The 17,256-nt window shown below is 63.3% G+C and carries 10 protein-coding genes and 2 pseudogenes; 6 read left to right on the top strand and 6 right to left on the bottom strand.

What is annotated here, in order from left to right:
• The 3 genes and pseudogenes from DIE16_RS35625 to DIE16_RS35635 form a co-directional block, all read right to left on the bottom strand.
• Positions 1 to 167, bottom strand: a pseudogene (locus DIE16_RS35625) (electron transfer flavoprotein subunit beta/FixA family protein); the annotation flags it as partial.
• Positions 168 to 343: 176 nt separating this feature from the next.
• Positions 344 to 592: pseudogene (locus DIE16_RS35630) on the bottom strand (aminotransferase); the annotation flags it as partial.
• Between the two features lie 169 nt (positions 593 to 761).
• Positions 762 to 1,634: a LysR family transcriptional regulator gene (locus DIE16_RS35635; protein ID WP_124894389.1), complete on the bottom strand. Its 873-nt coding sequence runs from the start codon at positions 1,632 to 1,634 to the stop codon at positions 762 to 764.
• 120 nt (positions 1,635 to 1,754) lie between these two features.
• On the opposite strand from DIE16_RS35635, the gene DIE16_RS37390 reads away from it, so the two are divergent.
• The 4 genes from DIE16_RS37390 (at position 1,755) to DIE16_RS35655 (ending at position 5,036) form a co-directional block, all read left to right on the top strand.
• The gene (locus DIE16_RS37390; RefSeq protein WP_260427390.1) at positions 1,755 to 1,883 is read left to right on the top strand and encodes a hypothetical protein; all 129 of its coding nucleotides are present in this window, start codon (positions 1,755 to 1,757) and stop codon (positions 1,881 to 1,883) included.
• Positions 1,880 to 2,569 carry a glutathione S-transferase family protein gene (locus DIE16_RS35640; protein WP_124489809.1) on the top strand — a complete coding sequence of 230 codons (690 nt, stop codon included), beginning with the start codon at positions 1,880 to 1,882 and terminating at the stop codon, positions 2,567 to 2,569. Before DIE16_RS37390 ends, DIE16_RS35640 begins: the two co-directional genes overlap by 4 nt.
• 204 nt (positions 2,570 to 2,773) lie before the next feature.
• Positions 2,774 to 4,081 carry a dicarboxylate/amino acid:cation symporter gene (locus DIE16_RS35650; protein WP_044846949.1) on the top strand — a complete coding sequence of 436 codons (1,308 nt, stop codon included), beginning with the start codon at positions 2,774 to 2,776 and terminating at the stop codon, positions 4,079 to 4,081.
• Between the two features lie 13 nt (positions 4,082 to 4,094).
• Positions 4,095 to 5,036, top strand: coding sequence for an amino acid ABC transporter substrate-binding protein (locus DIE16_RS35655; RefSeq protein ID WP_124524025.1), 942 nt, complete (start codon positions 4,095 to 4,097; stop codon positions 5,034 to 5,036).
• Between the two features lie 256 nt (positions 5,037 to 5,292).
• Here the strand turns inward: DIE16_RS35655 and uvrA are convergent, their stop codons facing one another.
• Positions 5,293 to 11,187: an excinuclease ABC subunit UvrA gene (uvrA, locus tag DIE16_RS35660; RefSeq protein WP_124894390.1), complete on the bottom strand. Its 5,895-nt coding sequence runs from the start codon at positions 11,185 to 11,187 to the stop codon at positions 5,293 to 5,295.
• A gap of 763 nt (positions 11,188 to 11,950) precedes the next feature.
• Here uvrA and DIE16_RS35670 point away from each other — a divergent pair.
• The gene (locus tag DIE16_RS35670; RefSeq protein ID WP_260434515.1) at positions 11,951 to 13,096 is read left to right on the top strand and encodes an acyltransferase; all 1,146 of its coding nucleotides are present in this window, start codon (positions 11,951 to 11,953) and stop codon (positions 13,094 to 13,096) included.
• Between the two features lie 276 nt (positions 13,097 to 13,372).
• Complete coding sequence (locus DIE16_RS35675) at positions 13,373 to 14,479, top strand: hypothetical protein (protein ID WP_124894392.1); 1,107 nt, start codon at positions 13,373 to 13,375, stop codon at positions 14,477 to 14,479.
• Here DIE16_RS35675 and DIE16_RS35680 read toward each other — a convergent pair.
• Together DIE16_RS35680 and DIE16_RS35690 are read right to left on the bottom strand one after the other, a co-directional pair.
• Complete coding sequence (locus DIE16_RS35680; RefSeq protein ID WP_124894393.1) at positions 14,456 to 15,742, bottom strand: hypothetical protein; 1,287 nt, start codon at positions 15,740 to 15,742, stop codon at positions 14,456 to 14,458. The two genes, DIE16_RS35675 and DIE16_RS35680, sit on opposite strands and share 24 nt — an antisense overlap.
• A 964-nt stretch (positions 15,743 to 16,706) precedes the next feature.
• Positions 16,707 to 17,015, bottom strand: a complete 309-nt coding sequence (locus tag DIE16_RS35690; RefSeq protein WP_124572212.1) for an H-NS family nucleoid-associated regulatory protein — start codon at positions 17,013 to 17,015, stop codon at positions 16,707 to 16,709.
• Positions 17,016 to 17,256 lie beyond the last annotated feature (241 nt).

Raw genomic sequence — 17,256 nt, forward strand, 5'->3', positions numbered from 1 at the left:
GTCGCGACACCGGCTTCCTTCAGGCGCACCGCTTCTTCCACCGCGATTTCGTCGAACGGGTTCATCGACATCTTCACATTCGCGATGTCGACGCCCGTGTTGTCCGACTTCACGCGGACCTTCACGTTGTAATCGACCACTCTTTTCACTGCTACGACGATCTTCACGCGCTGCTCCTCCATCGAGTCGTTGGCATCATCCGATTTCGCAGGCCATTACACGCGCAAACCCGGCCGGCGACAACTATCCATTGACTCTGCCGGTCATAGCCCGAACCTATTGCGCCGCGCGTTTCCCGGCGCCGAATGCGACACGGCCCGGATGATCCGGGCCGTGTCGTCGATCAGCAGTTCGCTGCCAGCGTGGCGGTAATCGCCAGGAATCGCGCGATATCGTCGGGCGCATGGCAATGGAGCGGCGATATCCGCACAGCGCCGCCGAGCCCGAACGATTTCAGCATCCGCCCCGAATACAGGCTCGACGCAACGCGTTCATGGACGATCACGCCGTGCTTTTCGTATTCCCGCACCGCCTGCGTCGGTTCGAGGTTCGCGAAACCGATCCCGACGATCAGGTCGCGCTCCGTCAGGTCGTGTGCGGCACGCGCCCATTCGCTGACCGCCGAGATCGTCCGGTAGGCGGCGCAGGCATGCGATTTCAGCACGAGCCTGCTGGCCCCGGTGCGCATGATTAGGTTCCCGAATGACCCGTCAGGCCCCGTGGCGCGATGCGCCCGCATCGCCGCGCACCGAAGCACACGGTCAGATCTTCAGCGTCGTCGACAGATATTTGAATACGGTCGAGACCCGCAGCAGATGTCGCGATTCCCGGTGGGTCAGCACCCACAGCTCGGTCTGGCAGTCGGGCAGGACATCGGTCAATTGCACGAGATCGGAGCGGCCGCGTGTCAGAAACATCGGCAGTATGCCGACGCCCATGCCCAGGGCGACCAGCTCCATCACGGTCAGGATGCTGTCGACCTTGTAGTGCGGCACCACTTTCCTGAAATGACGTTTGCGCCAGATGACCGACGGGTGGCCCGGCAGCGCGTCGTCCGGCGCGATCCAGCGTGCCTTGCCCGCCGTGACGTCTTCATAACGGCGTACTGCGGCGTCGTGCCTCGACGCGAAAAGCGCCACGTCGATCGACCCGACATGCTTGCCCACCAGATATTCCGGTGGCTGCCGGGTCGCACGCACCGCGATATCGGCATCGCGGCGCCCCAGGTCGGCGATCTCGTTGCCGGTGTTCAACTCGTACGCAAGCCGCGGGTGGACGGCTTCCAGCTGCTTCAGCGCCGGCCCGACCAGCCCGTGCAGAATCGTGTCGGTGGTGGTGATGCGCACGGTGCCCGCCACTTGCTCGGGCGCTTGTTGCGCGATCGAGCGGGCCGATTCGACCTGCACTTCCACTTGCTCCGCGTGTTCGGCCAGCGCCAGCGCGATTTCCTTCGCGCGATAGCCTGAGCGGGTCCGTTCGAACAACTGCTGCTGCAGGCCGCGCTCGATCCGCCTGAGGTTGCGAAACACGGTCGACGCATCCACGTCCAGTCGCTCGCCCGCCTGAACCAGCGTGCCCGAGCGGGACAGCGCCAGTATCGTTTCGAGGTCTACTGCGCTGAGCTTGTATGGCATCCGGTTATCCCCCGTTCATTGCATTTTTGCAATCCATCATTGTAATCATGCGTATTGCTCAAGCACTTCCGCAATGTCAAATTCGGTGCCGCCTTGCCAACTCTCCCAACGGGTGCCGATATGAACCAATCGATTTCGACGAGTGACAATGCCGCCGCCTATGGCGCGCTGCGGCTCCGCGTGGCGTTGGGCCGGCGCAGCCAGCGCTTCGCGCCTGACGTGGCCTGCCACGGCGAGGCGACGACATGAGCACGCCCCAATACCACCTCGTCAGCCACGTGCTGTGCCCCTACGTCCAGCGCGCAGTCATCGTGCTGACCGAAAAAGGCGTGCCGTTCGAACGGACGGACGTCGACCTGGGCAACAAGCCGGACTGGTTTCGCAGGATTTCCCCGCTCGGCAAGACCCCCGTGCTGGTCGTCGATGGCGCACCCATCTTCGAATCGGCCGTGATCTGCGACTACCTCGACGAGACGCTCGCGCCGCGGCTGCATCCCGATGCGCCGCTCGAGCGGGCGCGGCACCGCGCCTGGGTCGAGTTCGCTTCGGCACTGCTGAACGCCGTGTGGGGGTTCTACACGGCTGCGGACGAAACGGCGCTGGCCGCGGCAACCCGTGACATCCGCGCACGATTCGAGCAGCTCGAAGACACGCTCGGCACCGGCCCGTATTTTGGCGGCGCGCACTTCAGCATCGTGGACGCGGCATTCGGGCCGGTGTTCCGCTACTTCGACGTGTTCGAGCGGATCGACGACTTCGGGTTCTTCGCGGGCTTGCCCAAGGTCACTGCATGGCGACAACGGCTCGCCGAACGGCCGTCCGTGCGCGCAGCGGTCCGGGCCGACTATCCGCAGCGGCTGATGGAGTTCCTGCTCAAGCGCGGCTCGATGCTGTCGACGCGTATCCGCGATCACGTATTGCGCATTCAGGATTGAACCGAACCGCTTTTGCGTGCCGGCGCCCCGTATCGGGTTGCGCCGGCGCCGGGCTCAGGGTGCCACCGGCACGATCTTTGCCGGGCAATCGGTCGCGACACGGCGCTAGCGCAAACCCGCCCCCGGTTGCACTGTTCATCGCCGTTCGGGTCCTGTATTGTCCTTCCATCCCCGGTTGCGGAACCGGTGCATGGGAGGCGCACGATGCAGAAAAAAAATGCTGCAGCCGTCTGGATCCTGATCGCGATGGTGGCAGGCATCCTGATCGGCTACATGATCTTCACGAGCTTTCCCGACAAAAAGGCCACCACCGAAATCGCCGGATACATCTCGCTCGTGTCCGACGTGTTCCTGCGGCTGATCAAGATGGTGATCGGCCCGCTGGTGTTCTCGACGCTCGTCGTCGGCATCGCGCACATGGGCGACGCGGCATCGGTCGGGCGCGTGTTCGCGAAATCGATCGGCTGGTTCGTCACCGCGTCGCTGATCTCGCTGCTGCTCGGGCTGTTCATGGCGAACCTGCTGCGGCCCGGCGAGAACCTCGGCCTGCCGCTGCCGGACATCGGCGCATCGGCGAATCTCGCGACCTCCAAGTTCACGCTCAAGGATTTCGTCGGCCACATGGTGCCGAGATCGTTCGCCGAGGCGATGAGCAACAACGAAATCCTGCAGATCGTCGTGTTCTCGATGTTCTTCGGCGTCGCGCTCGCGGCGCTCGGCGAGCGCGGCAAGATCCTCGTCGCCGCGATCGACCAGCTGTCGCACGTGATGCTCAAGATCACCGGCTACGTGATGAAGCTCGCGCCGCTCGCGGTGATGGCCGCGATGGCCGCCACCGTCGCGGTCAACGGGCTGTCGGTGCTGCTGAAGTTCGCAGTGTTCATGGGCGACTTCTACGTGAGCCTGTTCCTGCTCTGGGCCTTGCTCGTCTGTGCCGGGCTGTTGTTCCTCGGGCCGCGCGTATTCAAGTTGCTGGTGCTGATCAAGGAAGCATTCATGCTGTCGTTCGCGACGGCCAGCTCCGAAGCCGCGTATCCGAAGATCCTCGATGCGCTCGACCGGTTCGGCGTGCGACGCAGGATTTCGAGCTTCGTGATGCCGATGGGCTATTCGTTCAACCTCGACGGCTCGATGATGTACTGCACGTTCGCGTCGCTGTTCATCGCGCAGGCGTACAACATCCACCTGTCGATCGGCACGCAGATCACGATGCTGCTGGTCCTGATGCTCACGTCGAAGGGAATGGCCGGCGTGCCGCGCGCATCGCTCGTCGTGATCGCCGCCACGCTGCACCAGTTCGGGCTTCCGGAGGCCGGCCTGCTGCTGATTCTCGGCGTCGATACGTTCCTCGACATGGGCCGCTCGGCCACCAACGCGGTCGGCAACTCGATCGCGAGCGCGGTGGTCGCGAAGTGGGAAAACCAGCTCATGTCGGAAGCGGAAGCCGAAGCCAATCTGGCACGCATCGAAGCGGAACAGGAAGCGACGATTGCGCATCCGACGGACGTCTGACGGAGGCCCGGCGATGAAGATGCAGCGATTCTGGCGTGCGCTCGCGCTCGCGGGCCTGCTTGCCGCGGGCGCGACCGCGCGCGCGGAAGATGCGCCGTCCACGCCGCCGCGCGTCGAGCCGTTCGCACCGGCCCGACTGACCGGCACGCTCGCGAAGGTGCGCAGCAGCGGCACGATCGCGCTCGGCTATCGCGACGCGTCGATCCCGTTCTCGTATCTGAACGCGCGCAACCAGCCGATCGGCTATTCGATCGAGCTCTGCAAGGCGCTCGTGTCGTCGATCGAGGATGCGGTCAATCGGAACCTGACGATCCGCTGGGTGCCGGTCACGTCCGAGAACCGCATCGACGCGGTGGTCAACGGTACGGTCGACCTGGAATGCGGCTCCACGACGAGCAACCTGGAGCGGCAGAAGCGCGTGGCGTTCTCGCCGATCATCTTCGTGGCCGGCACGAAGGTGATGGTGAAACGCGGCTCGCCGATCCGCTCGTTCCGCGATCTCGCGGGCAAGAAGGTCGCGGTGACGGCCGGCACGACCAACGAGAAGGCGCTGCGCGACCTGGACGCGCGGTTCAGGCTCGGGATCCAGCTGCAGGTGGTGCCGGATCATGCGCAGGGCTTCGCGCTCGTCGCGAGCGGCGGCGCCGATGCGTTCGCGACGGACGACGTGTTGCTGTACGGCCTGATTGCCGTGAATGCGGGCAAGGGCGGCCAGTACGACGTGGTCGGCGACTTCCTGTCCTACGACCCGTACGGCATCATGTTCCGCAAGGACGATCCGCAGCTCGCGCAGGTCGTGAAGAGCACGTTCGAGGAGCTGGCCGTCGACGGCGAGATCGCGCGCCAGTACAAGCGCTGGTTCCTGCGCCCGCTTCCGTCGGGCATGAGCCTCAACCTGCCGATGAGCCCGCAACTGGAGACCATCATCGAGACGATCGGCGTCAAGGGCGAATGAGATAGCGCCGCCGTCTTCCGCTCGACCGGGACGAGCCGTTCCTGTCGCGCGTGATGCGGCGGCGTCACCGGCGTCCCCGGCGTCACCTACGTTGCGCGGCAGCCGCGACGCATCCGGCCACGCTATCCCGGGCAGCCATGTATTCATGCCGGGTGCCCGGTCGACGGGATGTCGCAGCGCCCGATCGCACGGACGAATGCAAAAGCGGCCCCGGTGCCTGCCCAGACACCGGGGCCGCTCACCGGCAGCACCGCGTTCAACCGACCCGCGCTTCGCCCTGCCGCTCCGCTTCGCCGTCCTGCGCCGCCGTTCGCGCCAGCACCGGCTTCAGCGCATGCCCGGTATGGCTCGCCTTCACCTGCGCGAGCCCTTCCGGCGGCGCCGCCGCGACGATCGTGCCGCCGCCCACGCCGCCTTCCGGACCGAGATCGATGATCCAGTCGGCTTCCGCGATCACGTCGAGGTCGTGTTCGATCACGACGACGCTATGCCCGCCGTCGACCAGCCGGTGCAGCACGCGGATCAGCTTCGCGACGTCGGCCATGTGCAGGCCGACCGTCGGCTCGTCGAGCACGTACAGCGTGTGCGGCGCCTTCTGGCCGCGCCGCGTGATGTCGTCGCGCACCTTCGTGAGCTCGGTCACAAGCTTGATCCGCTGCGCCTCGCCGCCGGACAGCGTCGGCGACGGCTGCCCGAGCGTCAGGTAGCCGAGGCCGACGTCCTTCATCAGCCGCAGCGGATGCGCGATGTTCGAAATCGGTGCGAAAAATTCCACCGCTTCGTCGATCTCCATCGTCAGCACGTCGCCGATGTTCCGGCCGCGCCACGTGACCGCAAGCGTCTCCGGATTGAAGCGCTGCCCGTGGCACACGTCGCACGGCACCTTCACGTCGGGCAGGAAGCTCATCCCGATCGTGCGCACGCCCTGCCCTTCACAGGCCGGACACCGCCCGTCGCCGGTGTTGAACGAGAAGCGCGATGCCGTGTAGCCGCGCGCCCGTGCCTCCAGCGTATCGGCGAACAGCTTGCGGATCGTGTCCCACACGCCGATGTAGGTGGCCGGGCACGAGCGCGGCGTCTTGCCGATCGGCGTCTGGTCGACTTCGAGCACGCGGTCGATCTGCTCCCAGCCGCTCAGCGACGCGCAGCCCTGCCACGCATGCGTGACGTTCAGCGACGGCCGCGGCGCGCTGCGTGCGAGCACGCTCGAGCGGCGGTTCGTGGCCGGCGCATCCTGCTGCGCGGCCTTGCGCGCGCGCCGCGTGGCCGGCGACGACAGCACCGAGCGGCCGACCGCGTCGAGCAGGTTCGTCATCAGCACGTCGCGCGCGAGCGTCGACTTGCCCGAGCCGCTGACGCCCGTCACCGCGACGAGCCGCGCGAGCGGAATGCCGACGGTGACGTCACGCAGGTTGTGCAGCGTCGCGCCGTGCACGGTCAGCCAGCCCTCCGGCACCGCCGGTGCGCCCTTCTTGCCCGCGAGGCTCACCGCACGGCGCGGCTGCAGCGGGTGCGTCATCGGCTGCGCGAGCAGCCGGCCCGTGACCGAATCGGGCTGCGCGGCCAGATCCGCGACCGCCCCTTCGGCGACCAGCGTGCCGCCGCGCTTGCCGGCGCCCGGACCGACGTCGATGATGTGGTCGGCGCGGCGAATCGTGTCCTCGTCGTGCTCGACGACGACGAGCGTGTTGCCCTTGTCGCCGAGCTTGCGCAGCGCGTCCAGCAGGATCTGGTTGTCGCGCGGATGCAGGCCGATGGTCGGCTCGTCGAGCACGTAGCACACGCCCTGCAGGTTGCTGCCGAGCTGCGCGGCGAGCCGGATGCGCTGCGCTTCGCCGCCCGACAGGCTCGGCGCCGCGCGATCGAGGCTCAGGTAGCCGAGCCCGACTTCCTCGAGGAACGCGAGGCGGCTGCCGATCTCGCTGACGATGTCGCGCGCGATCTGCGCGTCGCGCCCGGTCAGTTCCAGCGCGTCGACCCAGCGGCGCGTATCGGACACCGTCCACTGCGCGACCTCGACGATCGGATGCGCGTCGAACGTGACCGCGCGCGCCGACGGGTTCAGGCGCGTGCCGCCGCAATCCGGGCACGGCTCGTTGCCGACGCCTTCCGGTTCCTGCTCGTCCGACGGCAAGGTCTGCTCGCGGCCGCGATCGTCGCCGGCGAGCACCGTGTCGTCGTACGCCGCGCGCTGTTCGCGCGTGAGCGTGACGCCGGTGCCGACGCAGGTCGTGCACCAGCCGTGCTTGCTGTTGTACGAGAACATCCGCGGGTCGAGCTCCGGGTAGCTCGTGCCGCACACCGGGCACGCACGCTTGACCGACAGCACCTTGACCTCGCCGACGCGCGCGGTCGAATGGTCGTTCTGCATCGCGTGGTGCAGCCCGTCGAGCGGCGCGAGCAGGTGCATCACGCCCTTGCCGAGCTCGAGCGTCTCGTCGAGCAGGCGCCGCAGCTCGGCCTCGTGGTCCGGCGACACGACGATGTCGGCCACCGGCAGCTCGATCGTATGCTCGCGGAAGCGGTCGAGCTTCGGCCACGGATCGACCGTGACGAACTCGCCGTCCACGCGCAGATGCGTGCTGCCGCGCGCCTTCGCCCACTTCGCGAGATCGGTATACACGCCCTTGCGGTTGACGACGAGCGGCGCGAGCAAACCGACGTGCTCGCCGCGATGGTCGCGCAGCAGCTGCGCGGCGATCGACTCGACGGTTTGCGACGTGACGGGCGTGCCGTCGTGGATGCAGTGCTGCAGGCCGAGCTTCACGTACAGCAGCCGCAGGAAGTGCCAGACTTCGGACGTGGTCGCGACCGTGCTCTTGCGGCCGCCGCGCGACAGCCGCTGCTCGATCGCCACCGTCGGCGGAATGCCGTACACGGCGTCCACTTCCGGCCGCCCGGCCGGCTGCACGATCGAGCGCGCATACGCGTTCAGCGATTCGAGGTAGCGGCGCTGGCCTTCGTGGAACAGGATGTCGAACGCGAGCGTCGACTTGCCGGAACCCGACACGCCGGTGATCACGTTGAACTTGCCGTGCGGGATGTCGACGTCGAGCGCCTTCAGGTTGTGCTCGCGCGCGTTGACGATCCGCACGACGTCCTCGCCCTCGATCGCGCGCCGCTCGCGGGCGGCGTTCAGCACGGCCTGCAGCGGCACGCCTTCGTCGGCGAGCGCGGTTTCGCCGTCCATCGCGCGGTCGTACTGCAGCAGCGCGACGCCGGTGTGCGATTGCGCGCACGCCTTCACGTCGTCGGGCGTGCCCGCGCACAGCACGAGGCCGCCGCCGTCGCCGCCTTCCGGGCCGAGATCGATCAGCCAGTCGGCCGCGCGGATCACGTCGAGGTTGTGCTCGATCACGATCAGCGAATGGCCGGCCGCGAGCAGCTTGCCGAATGCCTGCATCAGCTTCGCGATGTCGTCGAAGTGCAGCCCGGTGGTGGGCTCGTCGAACATGAACAGCTTCGCGCGCGCGATGCGCGCCTCTTCGCTGGCGATCCGGCGCCCGCCGGCCGCCGCCGCCGATTCGGCGAGGAAGCCGGCCAGCTTCAGCCGCTGCGCTTCGCCGCCCGACAGCGTCGGCACCGGCTGGCCGAGCTTCACGTATTCGAGGCCGACGTCGACGATCGGCTGCAGCACGCGCAGCACCTCCGCGTCGGTCGCGAAGAACGCGGCCGCCTCGCTGACGGTCAGGTCGAGCACGTCGGCGATGTTCAGCGCGCGGCCGTCGCGCTCGATGCGCACTTCGAGGATCTCGGCGCGGTAGCGGCTGCCGTCGCAATCCGGGCAACGCAGGTAGACGTCGCTCAGGAACTGCATCTCGATGTGCTCGAAACCCGAGCCGCCGCAGGTCGGGCAACGGCCGTCGCCCGAGTTGAAGCTGAACGTGCCGGCGCCGTAGCCGCGCTGCAGCGCGAGCGGCGCCTTCGCGAACAGCTTGCGGATCTCGTCGAACGCGCCGACGTAGCTGGCCGGGTTCGAGCGCGTGGTCTTGCCGATCGGCGACTGGTCGACGAACACGACGTCGCCGACCTGGTCGGCACCCGTGAGCGTGCGAAACGCGCCCGGCGACTCGGTCGCCTTGCCGTGGTGGCGCGCCATCGCCGGATAGAGCACGTCCTGCAGCAGCGTCGACTTGCCGGAGCCGGACACGCCCGTCACGCACACGAGCCGCTGCAGCGGAATCTCGACCGTCACGTCACGCAGGTTGTGCTCGGTCGCGCCTTCGAGCACGATGCGCGGCGTGTTCGCGTCGACGGGGCGGCGCGCCCAGTTCGACGCATGCGCGACGTGCTTGCGGCCGCCGAGATATTCGCCCGTCAGCGTGCGCGCGGCACGGATGTCGGCCGGCGTGCCGTCGTAGACGATCGTGCCGCCGCGCTCGCCGGGGCCCGGGCCCATGTCGATCAGCCGGTCGGCCGCGAGCATCACCGACGGATCGTGCTCGACGACCACCAGCGTATTGCCCGCGTCGCGCAGCCGCTGCATCGCCTCGACGATTCGCGTGAGGTCGCGCGGATGCAGCCCGATGCTCGGCTCGTCGAGCACGAACAGCGTTTTCGTGAGCGAGGTGCCGAGCGCGGTGGTCAGGTTGATCCGCTGCACCTCGCCGCCCGACAGCGTGCGGCTCTGCCGGTCGAGCGTCAGGTAGCCGAGCCCCACGTCGCACAGGTATTTCAGGCGCGTGCGCACCTCGGCGAGCAGCAGTTTCAGCGCATCGTCGAGCAGCGCACTCGGCAGCGTGATCTCGTCGAAGAAGCGGCGGATGCGCTCGATCGGCAGCAGCATCAGGTCGTGCACCGTCAGGCCCGGCAGCGCTTCGAGCTGCGCGCGCGTCCAGTCGACGCCGCGTGGCATGAAACGATCGGCGGGCGCGAGCACCGCATCGGCGTTCGCCTTCGAGCCGAGCCGCCACTGCAGCGATTCCGTCTTCAGGCGCGCGCCGCCGCAGACCTCGCACGGCGTGTAGCTGCGGTATTTCGACAGCAGCACGCGGATATGCATCTTGTACGCTTTCGATTCGAGATAGCCGAAGAAGCGTTTCACGCCGTACCACTGGCTCTGCCACTTGCCGTTCCAGTCCGGCGAGCCGTTGATCACCCAGTCGCGCTCGGCATCGGTCAGGTCGGACCACGGCGTGTCGCGGCGGATGTCGGCCTTTGCCGCGTAGCGCATCAGGTCGTCCTGGCACTCCTTCCAGGCGGGCGTCTGCATCGGCTTGATCGCGCCGCCGCGCAGCGTCTTGCGCGCGTCGGGGACCACCAGGCCGAGATCGACGCCGATCACGCGGCCGAAGCCGCGGCAGGTCTCGCACGCGCCGTAGGCCGAGTTGAACGAGAACAGCGCCGCTTGCGGCTCCGCGTAGCGCAGGTCGCTGTCGGGATCGTGCAGCCCGGTGGAGAAACGCCACACCTGCGGCTCGGCCAGCGCGTTGTCCGCTTCCGGCGCGAGCACGTAGACGTTCACGCGGCCGCCGCCGCGCTTCAGCGACGCCTCGATCGCCTCGACCACGCGCACCTTGTCGGCCTGCTGCACGCGGAAGCGGTCGGCCACCACGTCGAGCAGCTTGCGCGGGCCGGTCGGCGACGCGACTTCGCGCTGCGCCTGCACGCGCGTGTAGCCGCTCGCGGACAGCCACTGCGCGATTTCTTCGTCGGACACGCTTTCCGGCAACTCGACCGGGAACGTGACGACGACGCGCGGATCGTCGGCACGCGTGCGCTCGACGAGTTCCGCGTAGATCGTCTCCGGCGTGTCATGCCGCACCTGCCGCGCGGTCTGGCGGTCGAACAGCTCGGCCGCGCGCGCGTACAGCAGCTTCAGGTGATCGTTGAGCTCGGTCATCGTGCCGACCGTCGAACGCGAGCTGCGGACCGGGTTGGTCTGGTCGATCGCGATCGCGGGCGGCACGCCGTCGACGCGCTCGACCTGCGGACGGTCCATCCGGTCGAGGAACTGCCGCGCATACGCGCTGAAGGTTTCGACGTAGCGCCGCTGGCCTTCCGCGTACAGCGTGTCGAACACGAGGCTCGACTTGCCGGAGCCCGACGGGCCGGTGACGACCGTCATTTCGCCGGTGCGCAGGTCGAGATCGAGGTTCTTGAGGTTGTGCTGACGTGCTCCGCGAATGCGGATCAGATTGCTGGATGACAATTTGCCTGCCCGTCTGAATGAGTTAGCCGGAATTCACGGTGCCGGAACGCTGCGGCGGATGCCCGCAGGCGCGGCGCACGTGCCGCACGGGTCATGCCCGCGCCGCTCGAGTTCGACGGATACTATACTGTATATTCATACAGGCGCGATCTGGAGATGGCTATCACAACTTCCTCGTTGATAGCGATTAAGCAAGTACCTGCCGTTGTGCCAGCAGTATTCGCCGCCGCCACCGACCAAGTGGACGATAGCGGACATCCCCTGCTTCGGACAGCGGCAAGCGTAACCATCGAACGGCATCATCGCCCGGGCCAAGGTGTACCGGCGGATTGTCCAGAAGGCGTGGAATGAAGAAAGCGCCAGAAGTCCCCTCGTGACACTGCACACACTGCGGCCGCTGCTGAAGGACGAGGCGACCCGAGGGCACGATGATCCCGAGCCCCTTCTGTTACCCCTAGTCGGACGATGCCAAGGTAGCGCCGCCTGGGAAGCCGGATATGGGTTGCTCATGCTGGATGCGCGCGACGGCGGCAAAGACGAAGCGCAGCGTTCGTGAGGCAAAAATGGATCAGAAAGCGAGTTCCTGGGCGGAAATGAGAAGACCGCGAAGTTACGCTGCGGATGATGCCTAGCTAATGTCCGAAGAACCACACCGCGGCAGCGCTACCCTTTGGGACGGAGCCGCATCGTGCGCCGAATTCGCTCGCAAAAGCCGATCATTAAGGGGCGCACGCCATTGCAACGGACTACAGGAATCAGACACGTGAGCACACGAGCACATCCGGGAGGTGCGCTACCGGCCCTCACAAGCATTCGCTTCTTTGCCGCACTTACGGTATTGCTTTCGCATTTCACCCAGCTTGGCTTGCTTGGTATTTCTGATCGATTTCTCGCGCTCGTCGATGGTGGCCGGCCGGCGGTGTCCCTGTTTTTCGTGCTGTCGGGCTTTATCCTTACCTATACCTATCACGAATCCATAGGGCCCGGAGATGTGCGCCGCTTTTACGTGGCACGCTTCGCGCGCATCTATCCCGTACTGATACTGTCGCTCATTATTGCCGCGCCGGTCACGATATATGTGCTGCACCCTAACAATGCGGCTTTGCTTCTGAATTGGTATGCCACCAAGGATCATCCGCATGTTACGGTTTTTGCAAGCCTCGTCGCGCAAATTCTCGTGTTGACAGGATGGTTCCCATTCGCGGCCATCAACCAACCGTGGAATGGTCCGGCGTGGAGTATCTCGTGCGAGGCATTCTTCTATGCGCTTTTTCCATGGTTGCTTCGCAAATTGATGGCAAATCGAATTTCCAGTGTCGCGCTTATCTGTACCGGCCTCTGGGGATTGCAGGGAATTTGGATATTCCTGATAGGGAATTTCATGCCTGTCGGTCGAAAAGGATTTCTAATCTCGCAGTTTCCACTAACCCACTTGACGGAGTTCGTCACGGGTATTGGTGCGGCACTCTATTTCATTCACGCACACCGCAGGGGAACCGCGACACATCGCGGCGGAATTGTACTCGTTTGCGTGTCCGTAGCAAGTATTGCGCTCTTGGCCGCGTGCCAGCCCGTCAGACCGGCGTACTATCTACAGTCCCCGCTGTTCGCGGCACTCATCCTTGGCTTGGCCCTCATCGAACGCCCGGTACTCGGAGTGCTGCACCGTCGCCCGCTGATTCTTCTCGGTGAAGCGAGTTTTTCTCTTTACCTGATTCACGTGCCGATTGCGCATATTGCTCAAATTGCCGGAATTCGGCAAAACCATGGATGGCTTGTGCTCTTGTTCGTGATTGGCCTGAGCATTCTAGTTTTCCACTTTTTTGAAGAGCCGATGCGGAAGCTAATTCGACGCGGATTTGGCAACCGTCGTCCAAACGCGGTTCCCGAAACGTCGCGACTTGCGTGATAAATGACCTTAGACATACGAGCAGACGCGGATAGCATAATCTGCAGACGCTTGATTTGCCAGATTGGCATCTTGCTGGCTGGCCAGCCAGCAAAGTATGGAGAGGATCATAACCTGCTATTTTGGAAATTCTTGATGCACAAACATCGATACGCGGCCATCATGGCCGCTCTCCTTTCGGGTTTCAGTCAGATCTCGTGCGCGCAGTCATCATCTGCAGCTACGCCAAATGTGCACGCTTTGAGGGTGACGCCAAAGTCGGATATGTTGACACCCATGACTTTCGGCGCCAAAGGTGACGGAGTCACCGACGATGCAGTTGCACTGAATGCGACTTACGTAGCAGCTCGAAAAGCGCAAGCAAGTGTATTTCTTCGGGGTCGGCAATACCGTGTAACGGGACAGGTCGACGCCCGTGGGGTATCCACCATCGGCGAAGGAGCAACGATCAAGTTCGACCTGAATAACACAAAGAATTCGAACGCATTCGTGTGGGGCGGCTCGGACACCCTCGTTACCGAAACGCGCTTCGATCTATCAAACAGCGGTCCAGACGCAATGCTCGGAATCTTCAACTCCGTCCTGGGGGCATCCAATCAAAGGTTCTTCAGAAATCGGATCATATGTCATACCAGAGATGCTTCAAGGCCGAAATCGAACATCTACGGGCTCTGGTTCACCGGCACTGGTCTTACCGGCTTGTACGTTGAGGACAACCAGATCGAGGGATGCAGTTACGGCATACAGCTGAATGTGCAGGAAGGCATGACCGGAGACGTTCGCAAACGTGCAGCCGGCAAGCCTCTTTCACACATCCACATCACTGGCAACTCTTTGATTGATTCAACAATCGGCGTGAACACGCCGCACGTAGATGTGTCAGACGTCGTGATCGACGGCAATACCATCACTCCCAACGCGTTAAGCCTCGATCTTCCACTCAACGTTGCGCACGCGTCCAAAATAGCGATCAGCAATAACACCGTGACATCGAACGCGAACAGTTCGAACGGTACACTTCACGTCGAAGATGCTAGTGGATCAGTTACGGTCACCGGAAACAGCGTGACGGTCAATGGCCGCAATAACGGAATTGAGATTGGCGTGAAGCCAAGTGCAAGTAGGGACGCGGCTCCAACAACACGAGTCGTCGTGACGGGAAATCATGTTGAGGGCGCAGGGATGGCAACCGATACTGTGGGCATCCTACTCCCCGACGGCGGGACGTTTGACACCACAATCTCGGGCAACTACGTTGCCCGGTTCTCACAGTGCGTAAACTCCGTTGGCCCGTCTAACATTTCGAGCAACACGCTCTCCAGTTGCATTGCCCCGATCAAATCGAGCAAAAGCTCATCCTCAAGCAACGTTATCAAGAATTGATGCGCGAGCAGCGGCGTGACGCCGGCGGACAAACTGAAACCGGCGCATGGGTTTGCTGACACCAGCGACTGCCGGAATGGCGACCATAGCGAGGATGTAGGTCATACCCGCACCCGCGATAGGTTGCGAAAGTAGCGCAGTCATGAACAATGGGAAACAGGTTATAACTTTCGGACCGAAAAACCGCTCTCCAGGTCGAAATCCAGCTAAAAGTATGAACTGGATCAGGAAGCCGATCAAACCAATCGAAGCGATCGACGCGATCAGGCAGATCCCGTACCCTGCAACCTTCTCGCTGTAAACACCCGTACCCAAAGGATCTGTCACAATTGCGTCGATTCCACGGCTGATTGCATAGGATCGATCAGTCACAGATGTGCTGTGCGTGTCTAGTTTGTCCGTCAGACCAATTGCCGGAGCGAAAATAAGTATCCCGACTGCCGCAATCGCAGCCGCAGCAGCGATCGCAAACCGCACAATATTCGCTCGACGGCGCGCGAGGTACACCAAACCGCCGGTCAAAGGCAAAAGCAGAAGGCCTAACGTAGAAAGGGACAGGAGTGCGCCCGCCGCGAGCCCGATCGTTACGAATCGGGAACGTCGCGTGAAGCGCTCGTATGCGAAAAAGAATATCGAAACGGCCTGGTAAATACCAGCCTCTCGGAAGAAGTTGCTAAATCGATTGAGCTCAACATCGCCCGCCGTATAGATGCTGTAAAGCATCGAGAAGGGAAAGTAGACGGATCCCGTTGTCTGACCCTCCAAAGCCGAGGCGCTCAATGTATCATACCCTTGAACATGAATTGGGAACAAATAAAGGGCATTTAAACCAATGATCTGGGACAGCATCATCGTCAATACACCCGACCAACCCAGCAGCCCGAGGACTGTAGAGAATATCCTGAAAAACTCCCGATTCGCGTCTCGCTCCACCAAAAATGCAGCATAACATCCAACTATTACAAGCGTTGACATAAGTTCTTTTGCGAGATTAATTTCCTCAGATTCTCGCAATAGCCCTAGAGGAAGCTCATAACACCAATATGCAATCACAAGGAGAATCAAGAAACCCATTTCTAATCTTGATTTTTTCTCGATCACACTCTTCGCCCTTCCTTTCAAGCAGAAATATAGGACAACCAGAGCGAGACCAAGCACCATCGACACCGGGACATATTGCTGCCCCAGCGCGGCTGGTCGCATCAAAAATGTGTTCATGACTAGACTGCCGGCGACTAAAGTTACCAGTTTCGGTTTTTTCATAGGAGCATGCCGCAAGGCTGAGAAGGCGCCGCGCCAGTCTATGAAAAGTCAATTTGGCGGTCAACTGGATGACATAGTGCGAATCGGCCAGATGACATAGTGCAAATCGGCCAGATCGGCAGCTTAAGCAAACCGCCCTCCGTGACATACGAACGAATGCCGACTACCATCTATCTGGATGGTTATCACCGCATGTGAAGGAACAATGGATCACGATGGCAGCCGCGCGAGCAGCAACGATGTAGATGAACTGACGTTGTCGAAAGCAATTGTCTGGCTGCTGGTCGGATCTATTATTTTTGTCGTAGTCACCGCCGCAGTGGTAGGACGTCACCCCCGACCTTTGCGTCGCTGGTAATCAATGGCCTTCCTGCCTTTAAACTGCTTGGCTTTCGTGGACAGTGCCGAGTGTTAGTGTACGGCCTTTCTGAACAGCTTTTCCCCAGCTTCTTCGTGCCGATAGCGGATGCAAACGTAGACATTCCATTCATGCCCGCATGTCTGACAAGGCAGGCAAGGAACTGATTGCAACGACGTTCCGCGGACAAGGGCATTTAAGCCGGGACAGGTCTTGCGGCGTAGGTTCCGATGCTTTGGCGGCGGTCGGACAGAAGGCAATTGCGAATGCGCTGGAGAATTTCGTGGACAAGGTTATCAAAACCGGCATCCTCGACTCGTCAACGGCGGCGACGGCGGCGACGGCAAGCCAACAGGCATCGCGTGCCAGCTTAACCGACAGCCATCAACGCGCTTTTTCTTCGCTCGTCAAGCCCCGCTCTCATCGCGATTCTCGCCGTCTCAGGGCGATTGAAACCGGCGCAGATTCGGTGCCCGAGCACATCGTCGATTCGTTGTATTTCCATCGCGGCCCTGGAGGGTCGCGAAGGATTGCCCCACCGTCGTGTGCGGGCAATCCCGCGCGAAGCGTGGACGCCCGCAGCCAGATCGATTCGCGATGTCGCGTTCAACCCTCCTGGCGCTCGATCAGGAAGCGCTCGCGGCGCTTCCCCTTGATCCATGCCGGCTCGCGTCCCCGGCCGGACCACGTCGCCCCGGTGATCGGATCGCGGTACTTCGGCTCGAGGGCGGGCGTTTTTCGCGCCGTCCTTGCGGCACTGCCCTGACGGCCGAATATCTGTCTCGGGGTCAACCCATATTCGGCGACACGGGTACGGACCTCCTGCAGCACGGTCTCGAGTTCGGCCTGTCGCGCTTCCTCGGCACGTTTCATCAGTTCATTGGCTTGCGCCTTCAATTCGCGATAGCCTGACATCCCTTTCCTCCCAATTGCTCCGGCGCCATGAAAAGCCGAACGGGGCGCAAGCCCAGAACGGTTCGTTGTGTTGTCAACGGGCGGTGTCACGCGCGTGCGCCCGACGCGGCACGAGGCCTGTCTCCCTATGCATCGGATGCGTCGGCAGCACGCGTGCGCACGTCGTTCAGAACGGCAGCTCGACGTCCGGCTTCGCGGCCGTCAGCACGCGGCGGAAGTCCGCCTGGATGCGCTCGAGCCC

The organism is Burkholderia sp. Bp9090, from assembly GCF_003857985.1.
In the GTDB taxonomy this organism is placed as follows: Bacteria; Pseudomonadota; Gammaproteobacteria; order Burkholderiales; family Burkholderiaceae; genus Burkholderia.